Source organism: Pseudaminobacter sp. Soil_N_29, assembly GCF_057656055.1.
In genome coordinates this window covers 337804-358443 of the sequence record NZ_JBDGLC010000001.1, presented here as the reverse complement: position 1 = coordinate 358443, position 20640 = coordinate 337804, and the positions used below count along the sequence as shown (strand labels likewise).

Below are 20640 nucleotides of genomic sequence, written 5' to 3'. Positions count from 1 at the left end.
CGGAGGCTCCGATGGCTACCATTTTGCTGCAGGCTGCCGGTGCCGCGCTTGGCGGCGTGCTCGGCCCCGTGGGAAGCGCGATCGGCTCGGCGGTCGGTGCGATGGCGGGCTATGCCATAGACCGCGCCCTGATCGACAGCACCCGACATGTCGAAGGACCACGCCTGACTGGCGCGAGGCCCTTCACGGCCGAGGAGGGCGCCTCGATCCCGCGCGTCTATGGCAGTGCGCGCATAGGCGGCACGCTGATCTGGGCCACCCGCTTCGAGGAGGCGAGCACCACCAGGCGGCAGGGCTCCAAGGGTGGCGGGCCGCGTGTGACCGAATATTCCTACTTTGCCAATGTCGCTTTCGCCTTGTGCGAAGGGGAGATCGCCGGGGTTCGCCGCATCTGGGCTGATGGCAGGGAGATCGACCGCAACGACTTCGAGGTGAGGATATATCGTGGAAGCGAGGACCAGTCAGTCGACCCGCTGATCGAGGCGAAGCAGGGGACCGGCAACGCGCCGGCCTATCGCGGCTTGGCCTATGTGGTGTTCGAGCGCTTCGCGCTTGGCGACTTTGGTAATCGCATTCCGCAGTTCCAGTTCGAGGTGCTGAGGCCGGTAGGCGAAACAACCCGGCAGGTGCGGGCGGTGTGTCTCATCCCCGGAGCGACGGAGTATGGCCTGTCGCCGCGCCTCGTTACCCAGCAGAAGCGGCCCGGCGACAGCAGCGCCGCAAACCGCCATGTTCTCCACGCCGGCAGCAATCTATCGGCATCGCTCGACGAGTTGCAGATGCTTTGTCCCAACCTCGAGCATGTCGCTCTGGTGGCCACCTGGTTCGGCAACGACCTGCGGGCGGGAGAGTCCCGGATACGCCCGATGGTGACCAGCCGAACGGCTTCGGGCTTCTCGGATGCCTGGAGTTCGTCAGGCATCGGCCGAGGCGCGGCGGAGGTCGTGTCATGGTCTGGCGACGGGCCGGCCTATGGCGGCACGCCATCGGACCGGAGCATCATCGCGGCAATCCGCGAGATCAAGGCGCGCGGGCTGAAGGTGACGCTCTACCCCTTCGTCATGATGGATATTGCCGCAGACACGCTGCCAGACCCCTATGGCGAGGCGGCGCAGGCGGCCTATCCCTGGCGGGGGCGGATCACCTGCCACCCGGCACCGATGCATGCCGACAGCGCCGATCGAACGGCGGCCGCGCGGGCGCAAGTGGCGGCCTTTTGCGGCAGCGCGCTGCGCACCCAATTTGTAGCAACTTCTGACGGCGTGCGGTTCACGGGCGCGGCGGGCGACTGGGGCTACCGGCGCTTCCTCATGCATTTCGCGCATCTCGCAGCAGCCGCTGGCGGCGTGGACGCGTTCGTCATCGGAACCGAGCTGCGGGGGCTGACCACGCTGCGCGACCAGAACGATGCCTTTCCGTTCGTGGAGGCCCTGTGTGCACTGGCGGCCGATGTGCGGCTGATATCCGGGGCCGGCACTGCGGTCACCTACGCCGCGGACTGGAGCGAGTATTTCGGCCATCAGCCTGCCGACGGCAGCGGGGACGTCTATTTCCATCTCGATGAACTGTGGGCCCATCCAGCGATCGACGCCGTTGGCATGGACAACTACATGCCGCTGTCGGACTGGCGCGACGAGGACTATTCCGGCGCGAACCCGGACGGTTTCCATGGACCCTATGATGCGACGGGCCTCGCCCATGCCATCGCGAGCGGCGAGGGCTTTGACTGGTACTATCCTTCGCCCGATGCGCGCCTGCACCGCGAACGCGCGCCGATAACCGATGGCAGCCATGGCAAGCCCTGGATCTATCGCTACAAGGACCTGGTCGGCTGGTGGAGCAACACGCACTACAACCGTGTCGGCGGACAGGAGGTTTATAACCCGACGGCATGGGTGCCTTGCTCAAAGCCGATCTGGTTCACCGAACTTGGCTGCCCCGCGGTGGACAAGGGGCCGAACCAGCCCAACGTCTTTCCGGACCCGAAGTCGATAGAAAATGCGATCCCGTATTTTTCGAATGGCGGTCGCTGCGACCTTGCACAGCAGCGATTCCTGGACGCGCATGCGCGTCATTGGAATCCGGAGGACGCGGGTTTCAAGGAAGGCAACAATCCGCTCTCGCCGCTTTACGGCGGCAGGATGGTGGACCCGGAGCGAATCTACCTTTGGGCCTGGGATGCAAGGCCCTATCCGGCCTTTCCCTTGCGCAAGGATGTCTGGTCCGACGGCGACAATTGGAGCCGTGGCCACTGGCTGAACGGCAGGCTGGGCAACCCTTCGGTGGCGGCGCTGATCGACGGTATCCTCGCGGACCACGGCCTGCCGTCAGCCGATACACTCGAAGTCGACGGTACCGTGCAGGGTTATGTGATCGCGGACCCGACTTCGGCGCGGGCGGCGCTGGAGCCGCTCATCGAGTTGTTTGACATCGCAGTGCATGAGGAGGCTGACCGACTGGTCTTTCGAAGCCGTGCAAGGCGCAACGGCGGGCCACTCGAAATCAGCGAGTTCATCTATGACGGCCGGAACGCGGTGGTCGAGACGGTTCGGATGCCGGACCACCAGCTGCCGGCGGAAGGTATTCTCGCTTTCCGCGATCCGTTGATGGAATATCAGGCAGGAACTGTCCGCTCCGTTCGCCAGGGCGCCCCTGGAAGTCGGCAGCAGGTCATTTCCTTTCCGGGCGTGCTGGAAAGCGCGGAGGCAAAAGCGCTTCTGGACGACTGGATGCGGCGAATATGGGCCGAGCGCGAAAGCGTCAGCTTCGCTGTTACCTCGCCCAACGCGGATGTCGCGCCGGGCAAGGTGCTGCGCCTGGCCGGAACTGGCGCGAACTCCGAATTCATGGTCATGGAAATCGAGGACGGGCTTGTTCGCAAGGTGGCTGCCAAGCAGATCGTGCGTTCGTCACCGAGCGGCTGGCACCCTGCGCAAATCGAGCCGAAGCCCGCTGCTCCCATCATCGTCGGTCAGCCGCATGTGGAGTTTCTGGACCTTCCCTCAGGGCCGGGCGAGGGCGAGCCGCAAGATCAATTCAGGGCTGCCGTTTGGCAGAAGACCTGGAAAAGCCAGTTGCTTTTTGCTTCGCCGGAGGACACGGGCTTTGCCCAACGCGGCGCGATAGCCCAGCCTGCAAGCATGGGGCGCGTGGTGGAAGCGCTGCCGCAGGGGCGCGAGGGCCGGCTCGACCGGCGCCATCCCATCATCGTGGAAATGTTCGACGCCGAACTCTCGAGCGTGAGCCCCCTGCAGCTTCTCAACGGGGCGAATGCCGCCGCTATCAAATCGGCGAACGGCGCCTGGGAGGTGATCCAATTCCATGAGGCGGAGGAAATCGGGCCGGACATCTGGCGCTTGCAAACGCTGCTGCGCGGCCAGCTTGGAACCGGCGACGCGATGGAGGCAGGTGCCCCAGCGGGCTCGAGCTTTGTTCTCCTCGACGAGGCGGTACGGCCCGCGGGGCTGCGGGCTTCGGAGATCGGCCTTTTGCTGAACTGGCGCGTGGGGCCGGCCGGTGCTGAATTTTCGGACGCCAGATTTGCCACCGTCCAGGCAGCGGGAGGGATGCGTGCACGCCTGCCACTGGCGCCGGTGCATTTAAGGGCGCAGCGGAAGAGAAACGGTGACCTTGCAATTTCATGGATTCGACGGGGGAGAAGCCATGCGGATGACTGGGATGCCAGCGAAATTCCCCTGGGTGAGGAGCGTGAGGAATATCGAATCGATATTGCGGATGCAGATGGCGGGACGGTCCGCACTCTCTCGGTATCTGAGCCCCGATGCGTCTATCCGGCTGCAATGATGCAGGCTGACCTGGGAGGCGGTGCGGCCGAGGTCAGTATCAAGGTCAGGCAGTTGAGTGTCGCGGCTGGCTGGGGGCTTCCTCTGATCCACCGGATGTCACTGATCTAGAACGCGATATGGTTGCGCAAATGTCCCTGCTCCCCTTCGCTTTCCCCGAGGGAGCCGATGGGGCTTGCAGGCTCGCGGATTAGCTGCTGATCTATGTTCATTTCGCGTTCAGCAGCCATCTCCTAAAACGACGACCATGATTATGACCCGCTCCCGATCCCGGTCTGCCGCCCTGGCGTTTTGCCTGTCAGGCCTCGTCGCGTCGCAATCTGTTGCGGCGCCGGCTGCGGGACAGGGCGATGGAAGCTTCCTTATCGCTGCAGCCGATTGCTATGCCATCGGCCAGCAGGTCGCTGCCCAGAATGGCGGTACGCTTGCCAAGGCGAGCGCCGCCACGCAAGGAGGGCAGTCGGTCTGCGTGATTGTCGTGCTCGTGCCCGGAAAGGATGGGCAACGCCCCCGCCGGTCTGAATTCGTGGTGCCACAGAATTGACACAGGCATGCGGCGATTCGCATGAGACAAAAATTGATCTGATGCTTTGCCTGTTTTTGGGGTGACGGAAAAATAATTGAATGCGGATACTGGTCGTTGAAGATGACAAGGAACTGAACCGGCAGCTTTCCGAGGCTTTGAGCGATGCCGGTTATGTGGTGGATCGGGCTTTCGACGGCGAAGAAGGGCATTTCCTTGGCGACACCGAGCCCTACGACGCTGTGGTGCTCGACATCGGTTTGCCGCAGATGGACGGGATAAGCGTGGTCGAGCGCTGGCGGCGCGACGGCCGGAAGATGCCGGTTCTGATCCTGACTGCACGCGACCGGTGGAGCGACAAGGTCGCCGGAATTGATGCCGGGGCCGACGACTACGTGACCAAGCCGTACCATATCGAAGAGGTGTTGGCGCGTGTTCGCGCTCTCATTCGCCGTGCTGCCGGCCATGCTTCGTCGGAACTTTCGTGCGGTCCGCTGCGGCTGGACACCAGGGCCTCCAAGGCCGATGTGGACGGCGTGCCGCTGAAGCTCACCTCACATGAGTTTCGCCTGCTTGCCTATCTGATGCATCACATGGGCGATGTGGTGTCGCGTTCCGAATTGGTCGAGCATCTCTATGACCAGGATTTCGACAGGGATTCCAACACGATCGAGGTTTTTGTCGGCCGGCTTCGCAAGAAGATGGGCGTGGACATGATCGAGACGGTCCGAGGCATGGGATACCGCATTCGCGAGCCTGCTCAGTGAAGATGCGGCAGATGCTCGCCGGCCGCCCAGACGGCAGGATTGCGAGATGAATTTCGGCCCAAGATCGGTGGCCTTCCGCGTCATCGGCTTTTCCACGGTCTGGGCGGTGGTGGCGCTTATTGTCATCTATACGGTGATTGCGACACTCTACCGTCAGGCGAGCGAGAGGGGCTTCGAGAGCCTGCTTTCGGCGCATCTGTTCAATCTGATCGGCTCTGTGGGCGTGTCGGAACCGGGGGTCCTTACCGGCGGACCCGATCTCGGCGATCTGCGGTTCTCGGAACCCGAATCCGGTTGGTACTGGGCGGTGGAGCCAGTTTCGCCGGGACTGAGCGGGACACTGCGCTCGCTGTCGATGACCGAGACCATACCGTCTCCCCAGGTCTCGGAAGTGCCGTTCAATGCATCGTTTCAACGCAACTACAGAATGCAGGGCATCTCCGGCGAGGAGATAGAGGTGCTGGAGAACGAATTCGTTCTCGATGCCAAGAACAGGATTGCCCGCTTTCGCGTGATGGGCAACCGCAGCGAACTGGAAAAGGAAATCGGGGCGTTCGACAAGCGCCTGTTCACCTATCTGTCGATGTTCGGCGTGGGCATGATCGCGATCAACGCGATTGCGATTCTGCTCGGCCTGCGGCCGCTCGGGCGCGTACGGGAGGCCTTGGCCATGGTGCGCGAGGGCCGCGCGCAGCGGCTTGACGGCAAATTTCCGGTCGAAATCGAACCGCTGGCCAACGAAACCAACGCATTGATCGACAACAACCGCCGCATCATCGAACGCTCGCGAACCCAGGTCGGGAACCTGGCTCATTCGTTGAAGACGCCGCTTGCGGTGCTCCTGAACGAAGGACGCGCAATCGGCGGCGAGAAGGGCAAATTGATCGCCGACCAGGCTGCTGCGATGCAGAGCCAGGTGGAGCACTATTTGCGCCGTGCCAGAGTGGCCGCGCAGCGGGACAGCGTCGTGTTCAGGACGCCTGTCACCCCCGTGCTCCAGCGGATGGTGAGGGTGATGGCGAAGCTGAACCCAGGTATCAACCTTTCCTTCGTAGCGCCGCCAGTCGAAATCGTTTTCGGCGGCGAACGTGAGGATCTCGAGGAGATCGTCGGCAACCTGCTCGAAAACGCAATGAAGTGGGCTGACGGGCACGTCCGCGTTTCTGTGGCGCAGATAGGCCAGCAAGCCACGGCTTCCGCCGAATTCTCGCTGATTATCGAGGATAATGGGCCGGGCATTCCCGAGGAAAAGGCCCGCGAAGCCCTGAGACGCGGCAAGCGGCTTGACGAGACGAAACCCGGAACAGGGCTTGGCCTGGCAATCGTGGCCGAACTGGTCAACGAATATGGTGGCCGACTGATGTTGGAGCGCTCGTCGCTCGGGGGCCTGAAAGCGATTGTCCAGCTACGCCGAGTACAATAGAGAAGTATTGTGGCGGAAGTTCCCGGTTGGCCAAATTTCGGCCAAATATCGGTCCTATCGCAGACCTTGCAAGCCTTTGATCGGTTAGGGGAATTTCGAATTGGTGGCAGGCGTGAGAATTGGCATCGCACTCGCGGGCGGATTGCTTGCAATTTCGGGCTGCAGCACAGTCGGCCTGAACGGCACCAGGGGCTCAGCCGCCGGCGCGGCAGCCGGCGGTTTTGCATCAGGCGAGGCAGGCGCCGGCAAGGGCAGGGTTGCTGCGACGATCATCAGCGCGATGGCAGGCGGCCTCATCGGCGGGTCGATAGGCACGGGCTTGGACGAACGTGAGCGCCGCAACGCGCTGGAGGCAGAATACCGGGCGCTGGAATATACGCAGAGCGGCCAGCCGGTAAGCTGGCAGGGCAGTCGGTCCGGACGGTCGGGTCAGGTGGTTGCCGCGCAGCCATATCGAGTCGGCTCCCAGGACTGTCGCCAATATTCGCAAACGGTCTATATTTCCGGTCAGTCGCGCACTGCACGTGGAACGGCTTGCCGCAATGCGGACGGAAGCTGGACGCCGCTGACCTGAGCCTGGCTTTTAACCCTTTGGAATAGCCGCCCACCGTCAATCCGCCGCAGGCGCTGCAGGTTGGCACTGCATGCGTCGAAGGATATTAAGAGGGCATGGTTTTCTGGTTGATCGCCGCCCTGCTTACGCTTGGGGCCAGCTTGTCGGTATTGCTGCCACTGGCCGGGCGCGCGCGAGGCGTCGCGGCGGGCAGTTCTCATGACCTCGAGGTGTATCGCGATCAACTCGGCGAACTTGATCGCGACGTCGCGCGCGGTTTGATCCAGCCCGCGGACGCCGAACAGGCGCGGGCGGAAATCGCAAGACGGATCATTCGGCTGGGCGGTGACGATGCCGCCGAGCGGCTATCGTCGCGTTTCACTTATGCCGGCAGGATCGTGGGCGCCGCCGCCGTTCTCGCGGTGCCGCTGGTGAGTTGGGGTCTTTACGGCGTTCTCGGGTCCCCGGACATGCCGGCACAGCCGCTTCGCGAACGCCTCGCGCAAAATCCCGCGGAAAGTTCCGTGGACGAGTTGATTGCACGTGCGGAAGGGCATCTTGCCGCCAATCCGCAGGACGGTCGCGGCTGGGATGTGCTAGCGCCGGTATATGCCCGCTTGGGTCGTTTTGACGATGCGGTGGCCGCCTACCGCAACGCCATACGACTGCAAGGTTCCACCGCCGCTCGCGAATCCGGCCTCGGCGAGGCGCTCACCAATGCGGGCGACGGGCTGGTTTCAGCAGAGGCGCAGCAGGCGTTCGAGCGTGCGTTGAAGCTGGAGAAGGACCAGCCAAAGGCGCGCTTCTATCTTGCCATGGCGCTGGTTCAGGACGGGAAAATGACCGAGGCAGTCAAGGCGTGGGAAGCCATGCTTGCCAGCCTGCCGGCGGATTCGCCATGGCGTTCTCCTACCGAACAGGCCTTGGCGGAAACCACGCGCAGGATGGCCGAGGGGCCCGCCAAGCCGGACGCCGGTCCGACGCAGCAGGACATGGATGCGGCCGCGGCCATGTCGCAGCAGGATCGCAAGGCGATGATCGAAACGATGGTGGCCGGCCTTGACGAAAAGCTGCGGCAGAACCCGCACGATCCGGAAGGCTGGCAGCGGCTTCTGCGTTCCTACATGGTGCTGGGCAATAAGGACCAGGCCCAGGACGCGCTTGCCCGAGGACTTGCAGCGCTGGGAGCCAGCACCGAAGACGGTCGGAAATTCGCCGAATTCGCGGCCACGCTTGGCCTGTCGGCGACGGAGTGAACGCATGACGCGCAAGCAGAAGAGATTGTCGATCATTGCAGGCGGTGCGGCCTTCCTGGTGGCGGCGACCGCACTGACATTCTACGCGCTTGGGCAAAAGGCTTCGTATTTCTACATGCCTGCCGACCTGCAAGCGGCGACGCTGGAGCCCGGCCAGCGCATCCGCCTCGGAGGCCTGGTCGAAAAGAGCACGATCGTGCGCGGGCAGGGGACAAAGGTCAGCTTCGGCGTGACCGACCACGAAAAGTCGGTCAAGGTCACTTATTCCGGAATCTTGCCGGACCTTTTCCGGGAAGAGCAGGGCGTGATCACCGAAGGCAGCTTCGGTTCCGATGGCGTCTTCGTGGCCGACAGCGTGCTGGCCAAGCATGACGAGAACTATATGCCCAAGGAAGTCGCCGATGGCCTGAAGGCCAAGGGTGTGTGGCAGGAGAACTGAGTGAAGGACCCGCGCCGCCATGGTTGAAATCGGACATTTCGCGCTGGTTCTGGCGTTCGCGCTGGCGCTGGTCCAATCGGTGGTGCCGATGGTTGGCGCGCGCACCGGCAATGATCGGCTGATGGCAGTGGGCGGACCGGTTACCGTCAGCGGATTTGCCCTGACGGCACTGTCGTTTGCGGCGCTCGCGGTCGCCTATTTGCAGTCGGATTTCTCGGTGGCCAATGTCTGGGAGAATTCCCATTCGCTCCAGCCGCTTATCTACAAGCTTACCGGCACCTGGGGGAACCACGAAGGCTCCATGCTGCTGTGGGTCTTGATCCTGACCTTTTTCGGAGCGCTGGTGGCGGCCTTCGGCGCCAACCTGCCCGCGACCTTGCGGGCCAATGTCCTGGCTGTGCAGGGCTGGATCGGCGCGGCTTTCCTCCTGTTCATCCTGACCACTTCGAACCCCTTCGCGCGCCTCATACCGGCTCCGATCGAAGGGCGCGATCTGAATCCGATCCTGCAGGACATCGGCCTCGCCGTTCATCCGCCGCTTCTCTATCTCGGCTATGTCGGGTTTTCGGTCTGCTTCTCCTTTGCCGTCGCCGCCCTTATCGAGGGCCGGATAGATGCCGCCTGGGCGCGCTGGGTGCGGCCCTGGACGCTTGCCGCCTGGGTGTTCCTGACCGGCGGCATCGCCATGGGCTCGTATTGGGCCTATTATGAACTCGGATGGGGCGGCTTCTGGTTCTGGGATCCAGTGGAGAATGCCTCGTTCATGCCATGGCTGGCGGGAACGGCGCTGCTGCACTCGGCGATCGTGATGGAAAAGCGTTCGGCGCTGAAAATCTGGACGCTGCTTCTGGCGATCCTCACATTCTCGCTGTCGCTTCTCGGCACATTCCTGGTGCGCTCCGGCGTTCTGACGTCGGTGCACGCTTTCGCGACCGACCCAAGCCGCGGCGTCTTCATTCTGTGCATTCTCACCGTGTTCATCGGCGGATCGCTGGCGCTGTTTGCGCTGCGTGCGGGAACCCTGACGGCGGGCGGCATGTTCCAGCCGATCTCCCGCGAAGGCTCGTTGGTGCTCAACAATCTGTTCCTGACGACCGCGACCGCGACGGTCCTCATCGGGACGCTCTACCCCCTGCTTCTGGAGGCCGTGACAGGCGACAAGATCTCCGTCGGCGCGCCGTTCTTCAATCTCACCTTCGGGTCGCTCATGATCCCCGTGTTGCTGCTCGTGCCCTTCGGACCGCTGCTGGCCTGGAAGCGGGGCGACATGTTCGGGGCGGCCCAGCGCCTGATGACGGCATTCGGCGGCTCGCTGCTTGCGGTGCTGGTGGCCATGCTTTTCATCGATGGCGCCACTGTGTTCGCCGCGCTTGGCATCGGCATTGCAGTCTGGCTCGTTCTCGGCGCCTTGACGGATCTGGCGTTGAAGTCCGGGCTGGGTAACGTCTCGATGAATGTCGCCTTCCGCCGTTTCATCGGCTTGCCGCGTTCGGTGTTCGGCACGGCGCTGGCGCATCTCGGGCTGGGCGTGACCATGCTTGGCATCGTCAGCGTCGTTTCGTTCGAAACCGAGCAGATATTGACGATGCACCCTGGCCAGACCGTGGAGATCGCTGGCCGCACCGTTCGCTTTGAAGGCATTCACCCTGCACAAGGGCCGAATTTCACCGAAGACCGCGGCAGGTTCGTGCTGCTGGGAGCCGATGGCAAGGACCGCGCCGAAGTGGTTTCCTCCAAGCGCTTCTATCCTGCGCGCCGCATGCCGACCACGGAAGCCGGCATCAGAACCATGGGCTTCAGCCAACTCTATGTCGCGCTGGGTGATGAATCCGCCGACGGAAGCGTGGTTGTGCGCATGTGGTGGAAGCCGATGGTGACGTTGATCTGGCTCGGCGGCTTGGTGATGATGATCGGCGGAACTGTATCGCTCACCGACCGGCGGTTGCGCGTGGGCGCGCCGACGCGTGCAAGAGCATCTCAGAAACTGAAGCCGGTCGCGCCATGAAGCGGTCCCTTCGCATAACCATGGCAGCGATCGCCTGCGCATTGATGACAGGCGGTGCGGCCCTTGCCGTTCAGCCGGACGAGGTGCTGCAAAACCCGGCCCTCGAGGGCCGGGCGCGCGCGCTTTCGGAAGAATTGCGCTGCATGGTTTGCCAGAACCAGTCGATCGACCAGTCGGACGCCGACCTGGCGCGGGATTTGCGCATTCTCGTGCGCGAGCGCCTGAAGGCCGGCGACACCGACGAACAGGTGCTCGACTACGTCGTCTCGCGCTACGGCGAATTCGTTCTGCTGAAACCCAGATTCAGCCTGCGCAATGCGCTCTTGTGGGGCACGCCGCTGGTGCTGCTGCTGTGCGGTGGAGCGGCGATGTACTATGCCGCTCGGACCAGACGCACCAACGATGTTTCGGCGCTCAGCGAGCAGGAAAAGCAGGCGCTCGAGGCGATTTTGCGTCGGGACAAATAGACGGCGAGTGCGGCCGTCGCCTCGAACATTACGAAACTTTCATTCGCCGGAAAGAACGCCGTAAGGTCGGCGCGAATATCTCTTTTGGCAGAGGGTGCGCTTCGCAAGCATCCCTGTTCGAGAGGATAGCCCATGACCAGTTCTCCCAACTCCGTTTCGAAGAGCCGCGGCCGGCTTCTCGCCGCTGTCGCCTCCATCGCCGTTGCGGGCGCTATCGGCCTCGGCGCGGTTACGTCGGGAACCATTCCGGTTCTTGCCGATGCGGTGCGTGTCGAGGCGCCGCAGGTGCCGGGATTTGCCGACGTGGTCGAGCGCGTTTCGCCCGCCGTCGTCAGTGTCCGCGTCAAGGCCAAGGCCAACCAGACGGCCAGCAACGAGGAAGGGTTCTTCTCGGGACCGCGCGGCTTTGAAAATCTCCCCGACGATCATCCGATGAAGCGGTTCTTCCGGCAGTTCCGCGGCTTCGGCGACCAGGACGGTCCGCGCGGATACCGCTATCGTGACCGCCAGCCGCGCCCCGTCGCGCAAGGGTCGGGCTTCTTTATTTCCGAAGACGGATACCTCGTCACCAACAATCATGTCGTCGATGGCGGCACATCCTTCACGGTCGTGACCAATGACGGCAAGGAACTGGATGCCAAGTTGATCGGCGCCGATCCGCGCACCGACCTTGCCGTGCTGAAGGTCGACGGAAACAACAAGTTCACCTATGTCGAATTCGCCGACGACGGCAAGGTACGCGTTGGCGACTGGGTTGTCGCGGTCGGCAATCCGTTCGGCCTCGGCGGCACCGTCACCGCCGGCATCGTCTCGGCGCGCGGCCGCGACATCGGCGCGGGTCCCTATGACGACTTCATCCAGATCGACGCTGCAGTGAACCGGGGCAATTCCGGTGGTCCGACCTTCAACCTCAGTGGGCAGGTCGTCGGCGTCAATACGGCCATCTTCTCGCCATCTGGAGGCAGCGTCGGCATCGCCTTTGCGATCCCCGCTTCGACCGCCAAGCAGGTGGTGCAGGACCTGATGAGCGACGGCACCGTGCAACGTGGCTGGATCGGCGTGCAGGTGCAGCCTGTGACGCCCGACATTGCCGAGTCGCTGGGCCTCAAGGATGCCAAGGGCGCTCTGGTTGCCAGCGCTCAGGACGACGGTCCCGCCAAGAAGGCTGGAATCGTCGCTGGAGATGTCATCACAGAGGTGGACGGCAAGCAGGTTTCCTCTTCGCGCGAACTTGCGCGGATCATCGGTGCCAACCCGCCCGGCAAATCCGTGGACGTCACTCTCTGGCGCAACGGCAAGTCGGAGACGGTGAAGATCGACCTGGGCAAGCTGCCGACCTCGGAAAAGCAGGCGTCATCGTCGCGGCCTTCGTCGCCGGCTGAGCAGGAGAGCGCCCTGGCAAGCCTCGGCCTGACCGTTGCCGGCGCGGACGACGGCAAGGGGCTCGTGGTTACCGACGTCGATCCCGACAGCGATGCAGCAGACCGGGGCATCCAGGCCGGTGATGTGATTACCTCCGTCAACTCGATCGAGATCAACCGCGTGAGCGACATGACCAGCGCCATGGCCGAAGCGGCCAAGGCAGGCCGAAAGGCCGTGCTGGTGCAGGTGACGCGCGAAAACTCGAGCCGCTTCGTCACCTTGCCGCTTAGCCAAGGCTAGGCAACGGTCGCGGTCGGCAGTGCGCCGATCGCTGCCCAGGTTTCGCGGCTTCGCAGAAAGCCAGGCGGCAGCAGGTTGCGAGAGCGGCCTGCTGCCGCGTTCTTTGGGAACACGGCGATGCAGGTAAGTATCCTTGAGCCGACTGAAATCGCGTATAGTACAGCGATGAAGATTCTCGTTATCGAAGATGATCGCGAAGCCGCAGACTACTTGCAGAAGGCGCTGTCCGAGGCGGGACACACCGTGCATGTGGCGGGCGACGGCGAAACCGGATTTGCGCTCGCGGATTCCGGCGAATATGACGTGATGATCGTGGACAGAATGTTGCCGCGCCGCGATGGACTTTCAGTCATTGCCGGGCTTCGTTCACGCGGGAACACCACGCCGGTTCTGATCCTCTCGGCACTGGGAGAAGTGGACGACCGGGTGACCGGCCTGCGCGCCGGGGGCGACGACTATCTGACCAAGCCTTATGCCTTCTCCGAACTGCTGGCGCGGATCGAGGTGCTGAACCGCCGCGTCGGCGCTCGCGATGCCGAAACCGTCTATCGGGTCGGCGACCTGGAGCTCGATCGCCTCTCGCACTCCGTTCGCCGCGCTTCGCGGGATATCACGCTTCAGCCGCGCGAGTTCCGCCTGTTGGAATATCTGATGCGTCACGCTGGGCAGGTGGTGACGCGCACGATGCTCCTGGAAAATGTCTGGGATTACCATTTCGATCCGCAGACCAATGTCATCGACGTGCATGTCTCGCGGTTGCGCAGCAAGATCGAGAAAGGCTTTGACAGTCCGATCCTGCATACGGTGCGCGGCGCCGGCTATATGCTCAAGGCCGGCTAGCCGATGGCCTTGCGCCTTCCTGCGATCATGCGGACAACGGCGGCGCGGCTGTCGGCGCTCTACCTCATTCTCTTCACGCTGTGCGCCGTGGTGCTGGTCTTCTACATGACGTCGCTCTCGTCGCGCATGCTTACCGCGCAGACGATGGATACGATCAACGAAGAGGTGCAGGGGCTCGGCCAGTCCTACCAGAGGGGCGGCTTGCCGTTTCTGGTCCGCACCATCGAACGCAGGGCGCGTCAGCCTGGGGCCAATCTCTACCTGATCGCCGATTCCAACGGGCGCATTCTTTCCGGAAATGTCGAGAGCCTCGAGCCGGGCGTCCTGTCCGTGGATGGCTGGACCGAGCGCCCCTTCGCCTATCAGCGCTATGGCGAAAGCAGTTCCGAGCGACGAAGCGCGGATTCTTCCGGGTCCGAATCCGTGCAGGAGCATGTAGAGCTGCGGCACAAGGCGATCGCCGTGGTTCTTCGGCTGCCCAATCAGATGATAATCCTGGTCGGCCGGGACCTGAGCGAGCCGGAGAGGTTTCGCGTCGTCGTTCGCCGCGCCCTGATGGTGGCGCTGGGAATGATGGGTCTGGGCGCGCTGCTCATCTGGTATTTCGTCGGCCGCCGGGCTCTCAAGCATATCGACAGCGTTTCGGAGGCCAGCCGGCGCATCATGGGAGGCGATCTGTCGGGCCGGCTGCCTGTCACCGGAACGGGAGATGAGTTCGACCGGCTCTCGGAAAATCTCAATTCCATGCTCGAGCGCATCGCGGAACTGAATGAGGGTCTGAAACAAGTCTCGGACAACATCGCCCATGATCTGAAGACGCCCCTGACCCGCCTGAGGAATCGTGCCGAGGCCGCCCTGGCCAGCCAGTCCAGCCCGGCCGAGCATCGCGCCGCACTGGAAAGCACGATCGCCGAATCCGACCAGCTGATCAGAACCTTCAACGCCATCCTGATGATTTCACGGCTGGAGGCCGGCTATTCCGCGGAAGCCGTCGGCAAGGTCGATCTCGCCGCAATCGTGCGCGATGTGGTCGAGCTCTACGAGCCGCTGGCGGAGGAAGACGGGGCCAGCCTGGAGGCATCGGTCGGCGAGGGCTTTGTTGTCCATGGCAACCGCGAGCTCATCGGGCAGGCATTGTCGAACATTGTCGACAACGCGATCAAATATTCGCTCGGTTCCACCGATAAGCCAGAGGTGCGCGTGAGCCTCGAGAAGGCTGACAAGGAGGTGCGCCTGAGGGTCGTTGACAATGGTCCGGGCATCCCCGATCAGGCCGACCGTGAAAGGGCGACCGAACGGTTCGTGCGGCTGGAAAAGAGCCGTTCGCAACCTGGTTCCGGGCTGGGACTCAGCCTGACCAAGGCGGTGATGAAGTTTCATCATGGCCGGCTCGAACTTGCCCCGGCCGATCCCGGCCTATCTGTCACCATGATATTCCCACAAAGGGAGCCCGGAAAATGACGGCTGGCACGGCGGCGGCGGCAAGCAACCAGAACTGGTTCGCAGAGCCCGTTCCCGAACTGATGCCACTTGACCGGGACAGGGCCTGCCGAGAAATGGCGGAGATCGCCGATGCAGCCCGTAACGACGGGCTCGAGCGGCTGGCCACCCTGTTGGATGGCGAAAGCCGGCTGGCCTTGTTCCTGCAAGCGGTCTTCGACCTCTCCATATTCATGCGCGATTGCGCCCGGCAGCGGCCCGAAATGCTCGACGCGCTGTTCGACCACACGGTCGATGAACGGCTGATATCCATCCAGGCTGCAATTCGCTCGACCGCCTACGCGGAAGACGTGTCGGAAAAGAGCCTGATGACGGAGCTTCGCAGGCTGAAGCGCGAAGCGCATTTTCTGATAGCGCTGGCGGAGCTTGCTGCGGATGCCGACACGGCCACGACCGTGCGGCGGCTGAGCGACCTTGCCGATGCATGCACATGCGCAGCGGTGGATTTCCTGCTGCGCGAGGCACATGGGCAAGGCAAGCTCAAGCTGCATCGGCCCGAAAACCCTTCCGAAGGCTCCGGCTGGATCTTGCTCGGCATGGGCAAGCTGGGCGCGCACGAGCTGAATTTCTCCTCCGACATAGATCTTGTGGTGTTCTTCGATCCCGAAGCGCCGGCAGTTCCTGAGCCCTATGAAGCGGCGGATTTGTTCGCGCGGCTGACGCGGCGGCTGGTGCGCATCCTTCAGGACCGCACGGAGCACGGCTATGTCTTCCGCACGGACCTGCGCCTCAGGCCCGATCCGGGCTCCACGCCTTTGGCGATCCCCGTTCAGGCGGCGCTGATCTACTATGAGGGGCGAGGGCAGAACTGGGAGCGAGCCGCGATGATCAAGGCGCGGCCGGTGGCCGGCGACCTGAAGGCGGGTGCGGCCTTCCTGAAGGAACTCCAGCCCTATGTCTGGCGCAAATACATGGACTTTGCGGCAATTGCCGACGTCCATTCCATCAAGCGCCAGATCCATGCACACAAGGGCCACGGCCAGATCGCGGTCAAGGGGCACAACGTCAAGCTCGGTCGCGGTGGCATCCGCGAAATCGAGTTTTTCGTGCAGACGCAGCAGCTCATTGCCGGCGGCCGCTTTCCGGAACTGCGAGGCAGCGAAACCATACCCATGCTGGCGCAGCTTGCGGCACGCGGCTGGATAACGGCCGATGCGAGGGACGCGCTGACGCAGCAATACTGGTTCCTGCGCCGGGTTGAACACGCCATCCAGATGGTTGCCGACGAGCAGCTCCATACGCTTCCCGAGGACGACGAGGGGCTGGAGCGCATCGCGCATATGCTCGGCTTTGCCGATCGCGAGGCATTTTCTGCCGAATTTCGTGCCTCCTTGCAGCAGGTGGAGCGCCACTACGCGGCGCTGTTCGAAACCGCGCCGGAGCTTTCTTCGGGCGTGGGCAACCTGGTCTTCACCGGCGACGTGGACGACCCCGACACGTTGCAGACGCTGCACACGCTCGGCTTCCAGCGGCCCAGCGACATTTGCCGCGTTATCCGCAGCTGGCATTTCGGGCGCTATCGCGCCACCCAGTCGGCCGAAGCGCGGGAGAGGCTGACCGAGCTGACGCCCGCCCTGCTCGAGGCTTTCGGCAAGACGCACCGGGCCGACGAGGCGCTGATGCGCTTCGACGAGCTTCTGGCCGGGTTGCCCGCCGGCATCCAACTCTTCTCCTTGCTGCAGTCGAACCCCGCGCTGCTGCGGCTTCTGGCGACCATCATGGGCGCGGCGCCGAGGCTTGCGGCCATCATCACGCGCCGGCCGCACGTCTTCGACGGGCTGCTCGATCCGGGACTACTTTCGGAACTGCCGGACAGGGAATATCTGGCTACGCGGCTGAAGGTCTTCCTGGAGGCCGCCAAGACCTATGAGGACATACTCGACCGGCTGCGCATCTTCGCTGCCGAGCAGAAGTTCCTGATAGGCGTGCGCCTTCTGACCGGCTCGATAGACGCCGCCAGGGCCGGGAAAGCGTTTTCCGACCTTGCAGATCTCACCATCGGCTCCGCGCTGGACGCCGTTATTGAAGAGTTCGCGGTGCGCCACGGCCGCGTGAAGGGCGGCAGGGCAGCCATACTCGGCATGGGCAAGCTCGGCAGCCGCGAGCTCACAGCCGGTTCGGATATCGATCTCATCCTGCTCTACGACCATGATGCCGAAGTCGACGAGAGCGACGGGGAAAAGCCGCTCGCGCCGTCTCACTATTACGCCCGGCTCACGCAAAGACTGATCGCAGCCGTATCGGCGCCCACGGCCGAGGGCGTTCTTTATGAGCTTGACCTGCGGCTGCGGCCTTCGGGCAACAAGGGGCCGGTTGCCACCCACATCGATGCCTTCCGCAAGTACCAGCGCGAGGACGCCTGGACCTGGGAGCATATGGCGCTCACGCGTGCGCGGGCGGTCGCCGGCGATCCGGTGCTGTGCCAGGCCGTCGAGGCCGAGGTCGCGACAGTCATCGCCATGGACCGTAACCTCGCCAAGGTGGCGAAGGAAGCGGCAAGCATGCGCAAGATGATCGAGGCCGAGAAGCCCGCCCGGGATATGTGGGATCTCAAGCTCATTCCCGGCGGATTGATCGATCTGGAATTCATTTCCCAGGTGGCGGTCCTTACGCACCGGGTCGAAGCCGATCGGCGTGTTACCGGCACGGCAGAGATCCTTTCGCACCTCACGTCCGAATTCGCCGATGCGCAAGTCAGGCAAGAACTGGTCGATGCCTACGGGCTCTACCTGGGGCTGACCCAGATGACGCGGCTCTGCCTGACCGGGCCTTTCGAGCGCGACGACATGCCCCCCGGCCTTGCCAACCTCCTGATGGACACGACGGATCTTCCCGATTTCGGGGTGCTGGAAGCGTACCTCAAGGACACCGAGCGAAAGGTGAGGGGAATTTTCGACCGGTTGCTGCGCGGCAAGCGAAGCTCACAATAGGCCGTTGATCCTGGCCCCGCCTATGCCGCCTGCTTGATTGCTTCGGGCGCCTTGCGCACGGGGATACGCACCGAGACGATGGTTCCCACGCCTTCGGTGGAGCGGATCTTGAGCGCGCCGCCGTGCAGTTCGGCCAGCGATCGGGAGATTGCCAGTCCCAGCCCCGAGCCGGTGTGGTTCTTGGAGAACTGGTTCTGTACCTGCTCGAAGGGGCGCCCGAGCTTGCTCAAGGCTGCCTTCGGAATGCCGCAGCCGGTATCTTCGATGGAGATCATCAGCGCCCCGGCGGCATTGCGCGCGCGCAGCGAGATGCGTCCGCCCTGGCCGGTGAATTTCACCGCATTGGACAGCAGGTTGATGACGATCTGCTTCACCGCGCGGCGGTCGGCGTAGAACCTGATCGAGTCTGCGATATTGGTCTCCAGCTCGATCGATTTCTGGGCGGCCTGCAGCGAGATGACCCGCACCGTCTCGCTGATCAGCGGACCGAGATCGATCTCCTCCCTTTCCATCGAGAACTGGCCGGCCTCGATCTTCGACATGTCGAGGATGTCGTTGATCACGCCGAGCAGATATTTGCCGCTGCTGAGAATGTCGCCGGCATATTCCTCGTAGCGCGTGCAGCCAAGGGGACCGAACAGGCCGGTCTCCATGACTTCCGAGAAGCCGATGATGGCGTTGAGCGGCGTGCGCAGCTCGTGCGACATGTTCGCCAGGAACTCCGACTTGGCGCGGTTGGCGGCCTCGGCGCGCTCGGTTTCCTTCATGTATTTCTTGTTCAGCTCCACCAGTTCGCGCGAGCGTTCCTGCTCGGCGCGGCGCGCCAGGCTGAGGTCGTGGATCGTGGCCATCAGGCGCCGCTCGCTGTCCACCAGCTTTTCCTGGTGCTGCTTGATCTGGGTGATGTCGGAGCCCACCGAAACCGTGCCGCCGTCGCGCGTCTTCAGTTCGTTGACCTGCAGCCAGCGACCATCCGCGAGCTGGCGCTCGTAGGTCGCGCCGCCCCGATGCGCGTTTGCGCTCGGCAGGCGTCGCTCGGCGGCGAAGGCGGTCATTCGCTGCTCGATCGCCTGGCGCGGCGTGCCGGGCACCACGTCGCGATCCGAGAGGCCGTTGTCCTGCTGGTACTTCGTGTTGCACATCACCAGGCGCTGCTGGGCATCCCACAGCACGAAGGATTCGGTGATGTTCTCGATCGCCGTGCGCAGGCGCATGTCGGCGGCCTCGGAGCGCAGCAGCAGGTGCCGCTGTTCGGTCACGTCGACGGCGATGCCGATCATCTGGATTTCCGAGGCATCGGGATCGATCACCTGCGCGCGTGCGCGCATCCACACCCAGTGGCCGTCGGCGTGGCGCATGCGAAAAACCTGGTCGATATGGTCGATCTCGCGCGAGACGATGCGGTTGGCGAGCTGGAACAGGTCGCCGTCCTCCTCGTGGATTATGTCGTCCACCTCGCCGAAGGAGAGCATGGCGTCGCAGGGCTCGTAGCCCAGCATCTCGTACATGGAGCGCGACCAGTACATCTTGCCGCGCACCATGTCCCAGTCCCACAAGCCGCAACGGCCGCGAACCAGCGCCATGTCGATGCGCTGATGCGCTTCGAGGTAGAGGCGGTCCGCCGCCTTTGCGCGCGCCGCCTGGCTGAAATAGGCGTAGAGCACGATGATGAGCACGCCGGCGGTCACCACAAAAAGGGTGACGTTGAGCGACACGGTCTTGCGCCACTCGGCAAAGACGGCATCCCGAGAAATCAGCGCGGCGGCTGCGGCCTTGCGATCCTTGGTGATGCTGAGCGCGGCATACCAGTCCTGGCCATCGACACGGACTTCCATCACGCCGGCGCGCTCACCGAACAGGAAGAGCGGTTGCGCACCGGCCAAAATCCCATCGAGCGGCTTGCCCGACCACCGGGTCGATTCCGGCGACACGGCAAGCACCTTGAAGGTGCCGTCGGTGATTGCGAGCACATGCCGGCTGCCCATGGCGCCCTGCTGCAGGGTGCGCTCCAGCAACTCGTGGCTGGTCTCCGCAAGGGCGGTGCCAGTGGTTGCAGCGATGGTGACCGAATTCGCAAGCTCGGCGGCGGCCAGGCCGAGGACCGCCTTGGCATTGCGTTCCACCTCGTCGTTCCATGCCGAGAGCGACAGGATGCGCGCTGCGGCGATGACCAGCAGGAACAGGACGATCAGGGCCGGAATGGAGCGGCGCAGGATAGGCTCGGCCGCCAGCAGCCGGCGGTAGGCCGGCGCGGCGATGATCCGTGCATTTCCTGCTAGAGTGCTGCTTCTGCGCTCGACAAAAGCACTCTCACCGGGCGCGCCCAACGCGTCCGCCTTCGCCATATCCAGGCCCCCGAAACCTTTTTCTTAAAAAACGATCCGGCAACACCGCACATCCGAATCATCCATAAGGAATCAAAGGTGATTCGCGTTGTCCATAGGCGGGTGGAAAAAACCTTTAAAAACTTGC

14 protein-coding genes are annotated in these 20640 nt (G+C 63.5%); 13 read left to right on the top strand and 1 reads right to left on the bottom strand.

Features of this window, described 5'->3' with window-relative positions:
- Nucleotides 1-11: 11 nt before the first annotated feature.
- The 13 genes from AC3A4H_RS01665 (at nt 12) to AC3A4H_RS01605 (ending at nt 18168) form a co-directional block, all read left to right on the top strand.
- On the top strand, nt 12-3914 hold the full coding sequence (locus tag AC3A4H_RS01665) for a baseplate multidomain protein megatron (RefSeq protein ID WP_487765139.1): 3903 nt from the start codon (nt 12-14) through the stop codon (nt 3912-3914).
- Between the two features lie 136 nt (nt 3915-4050).
- Nucleotides 4051-4347 carry a hypothetical protein gene (locus tag AC3A4H_RS01660; protein ID WP_487765138.1) on the top strand — a complete coding sequence of 99 codons (297 nt, stop codon included), beginning with the start codon at nt 4051-4053 and terminating at the stop codon, nt 4345-4347.
- A gap of 80 nt (nt 4348-4427) precedes the next feature.
- Nucleotides 4428-5093: a response regulator transcription factor gene (locus tag AC3A4H_RS01655; RefSeq protein ID WP_348778304.1), complete on the top strand. Its 666-nt coding sequence runs from the start codon at nt 4428-4430 to the stop codon at nt 5091-5093.
- Between the two features lie 46 nt (nt 5094-5139).
- The gene (locus AC3A4H_RS01650) at nt 5140-6516 is read left to right on the top strand and encodes an ATP-binding protein (protein WP_487765137.1); all 1377 of its coding nucleotides are present in this window, start codon (nt 5140-5142) and stop codon (nt 6514-6516) included.
- 112 nt (nt 6517-6628) lie between these two features.
- Complete coding sequence (locus tag AC3A4H_RS01645) at nt 6629-7090, top strand: RT0821/Lpp0805 family surface protein (RefSeq protein WP_348778306.1); 462 nt, start codon at nt 6629-6631, stop codon at nt 7088-7090.
- Nucleotides 7091-7185: 95 nt separating this feature from the next.
- Nucleotides 7186-8325 (top strand): c-type cytochrome biogenesis protein CcmI, encoded by a 1140-nt coding sequence (gene ccmI / locus AC3A4H_RS01640; protein WP_487765136.1) that lies wholly within the window; start codon nt 7186-7188, stop codon nt 8323-8325.
- Between the two features lie 4 nt (nt 8326-8329).
- Nucleotides 8330-8764 (top strand): cytochrome c maturation protein CcmE, encoded by a 435-nt coding sequence (ccmE, locus tag AC3A4H_RS01635; protein WP_487765135.1) that lies wholly within the window; start codon nt 8330-8332, stop codon nt 8762-8764.
- Nucleotides 8765-8783: 19 nt separating this feature from the next.
- A complete protein-coding gene (locus AC3A4H_RS01630; RefSeq protein ID WP_487765134.1) occupies nt 8784-10769 on the top strand; it encodes a heme lyase CcmF/NrfE family subunit in 1986 nt (661 codons plus the stop codon).
- Complete coding sequence (locus AC3A4H_RS01625) at nt 10766-11236, top strand: cytochrome c-type biogenesis protein (protein ID WP_487765133.1); 471 nt, start codon at nt 10766-10768, stop codon at nt 11234-11236. The genes AC3A4H_RS01630 and AC3A4H_RS01625 overlap by 4 nt, the downstream gene beginning before the upstream one ends.
- Nucleotides 11237-11368: 132 nt before the next feature.
- On the top strand, nt 11369-12898 hold the full coding sequence (locus AC3A4H_RS01620; RefSeq protein WP_487765132.1) for a Do family serine endopeptidase: 1530 nt from the start codon (nt 11369-11371) through the stop codon (nt 12896-12898).
- Between the two features lie 165 nt (nt 12899-13063).
- Nucleotides 13064-13738, top strand: a complete 675-nt coding sequence (locus tag AC3A4H_RS01615; protein ID WP_348778311.1) for a response regulator transcription factor — start codon at nt 13064-13066, stop codon at nt 13736-13738.
- A 3-nt stretch (nt 13739-13741) separates the two neighbouring features.
- Nucleotides 13742-15199, top strand: a complete 1458-nt coding sequence (locus tag AC3A4H_RS01610; RefSeq protein ID WP_487765131.1) for a sensor histidine kinase — start codon at nt 13742-13744, stop codon at nt 15197-15199.
- Nucleotides 15196-18168, top strand: a complete 2973-nt coding sequence (locus tag AC3A4H_RS01605) for a bifunctional [glutamine synthetase] adenylyltransferase/[glutamine synthetase]-adenylyl-L-tyrosine phosphorylase (protein WP_487765130.1) — start codon at nt 15196-15198, stop codon at nt 18166-18168. The genes AC3A4H_RS01610 and AC3A4H_RS01605 overlap by 4 nt, the downstream gene beginning before the upstream one ends.
- Nucleotides 18169-18188: 20 nt before the next feature.
- Here the strand turns inward: AC3A4H_RS01605 and AC3A4H_RS01600 are convergent, their stop codons facing one another.
- Nucleotides 18189-20513, bottom strand: coding sequence for a PAS domain-containing sensor histidine kinase (locus AC3A4H_RS01600; protein ID WP_487765129.1), 2325 nt, complete (start codon nt 20511-20513; stop codon nt 18189-18191).
- Nucleotides 20514-20640 lie beyond the last annotated feature (127 nt).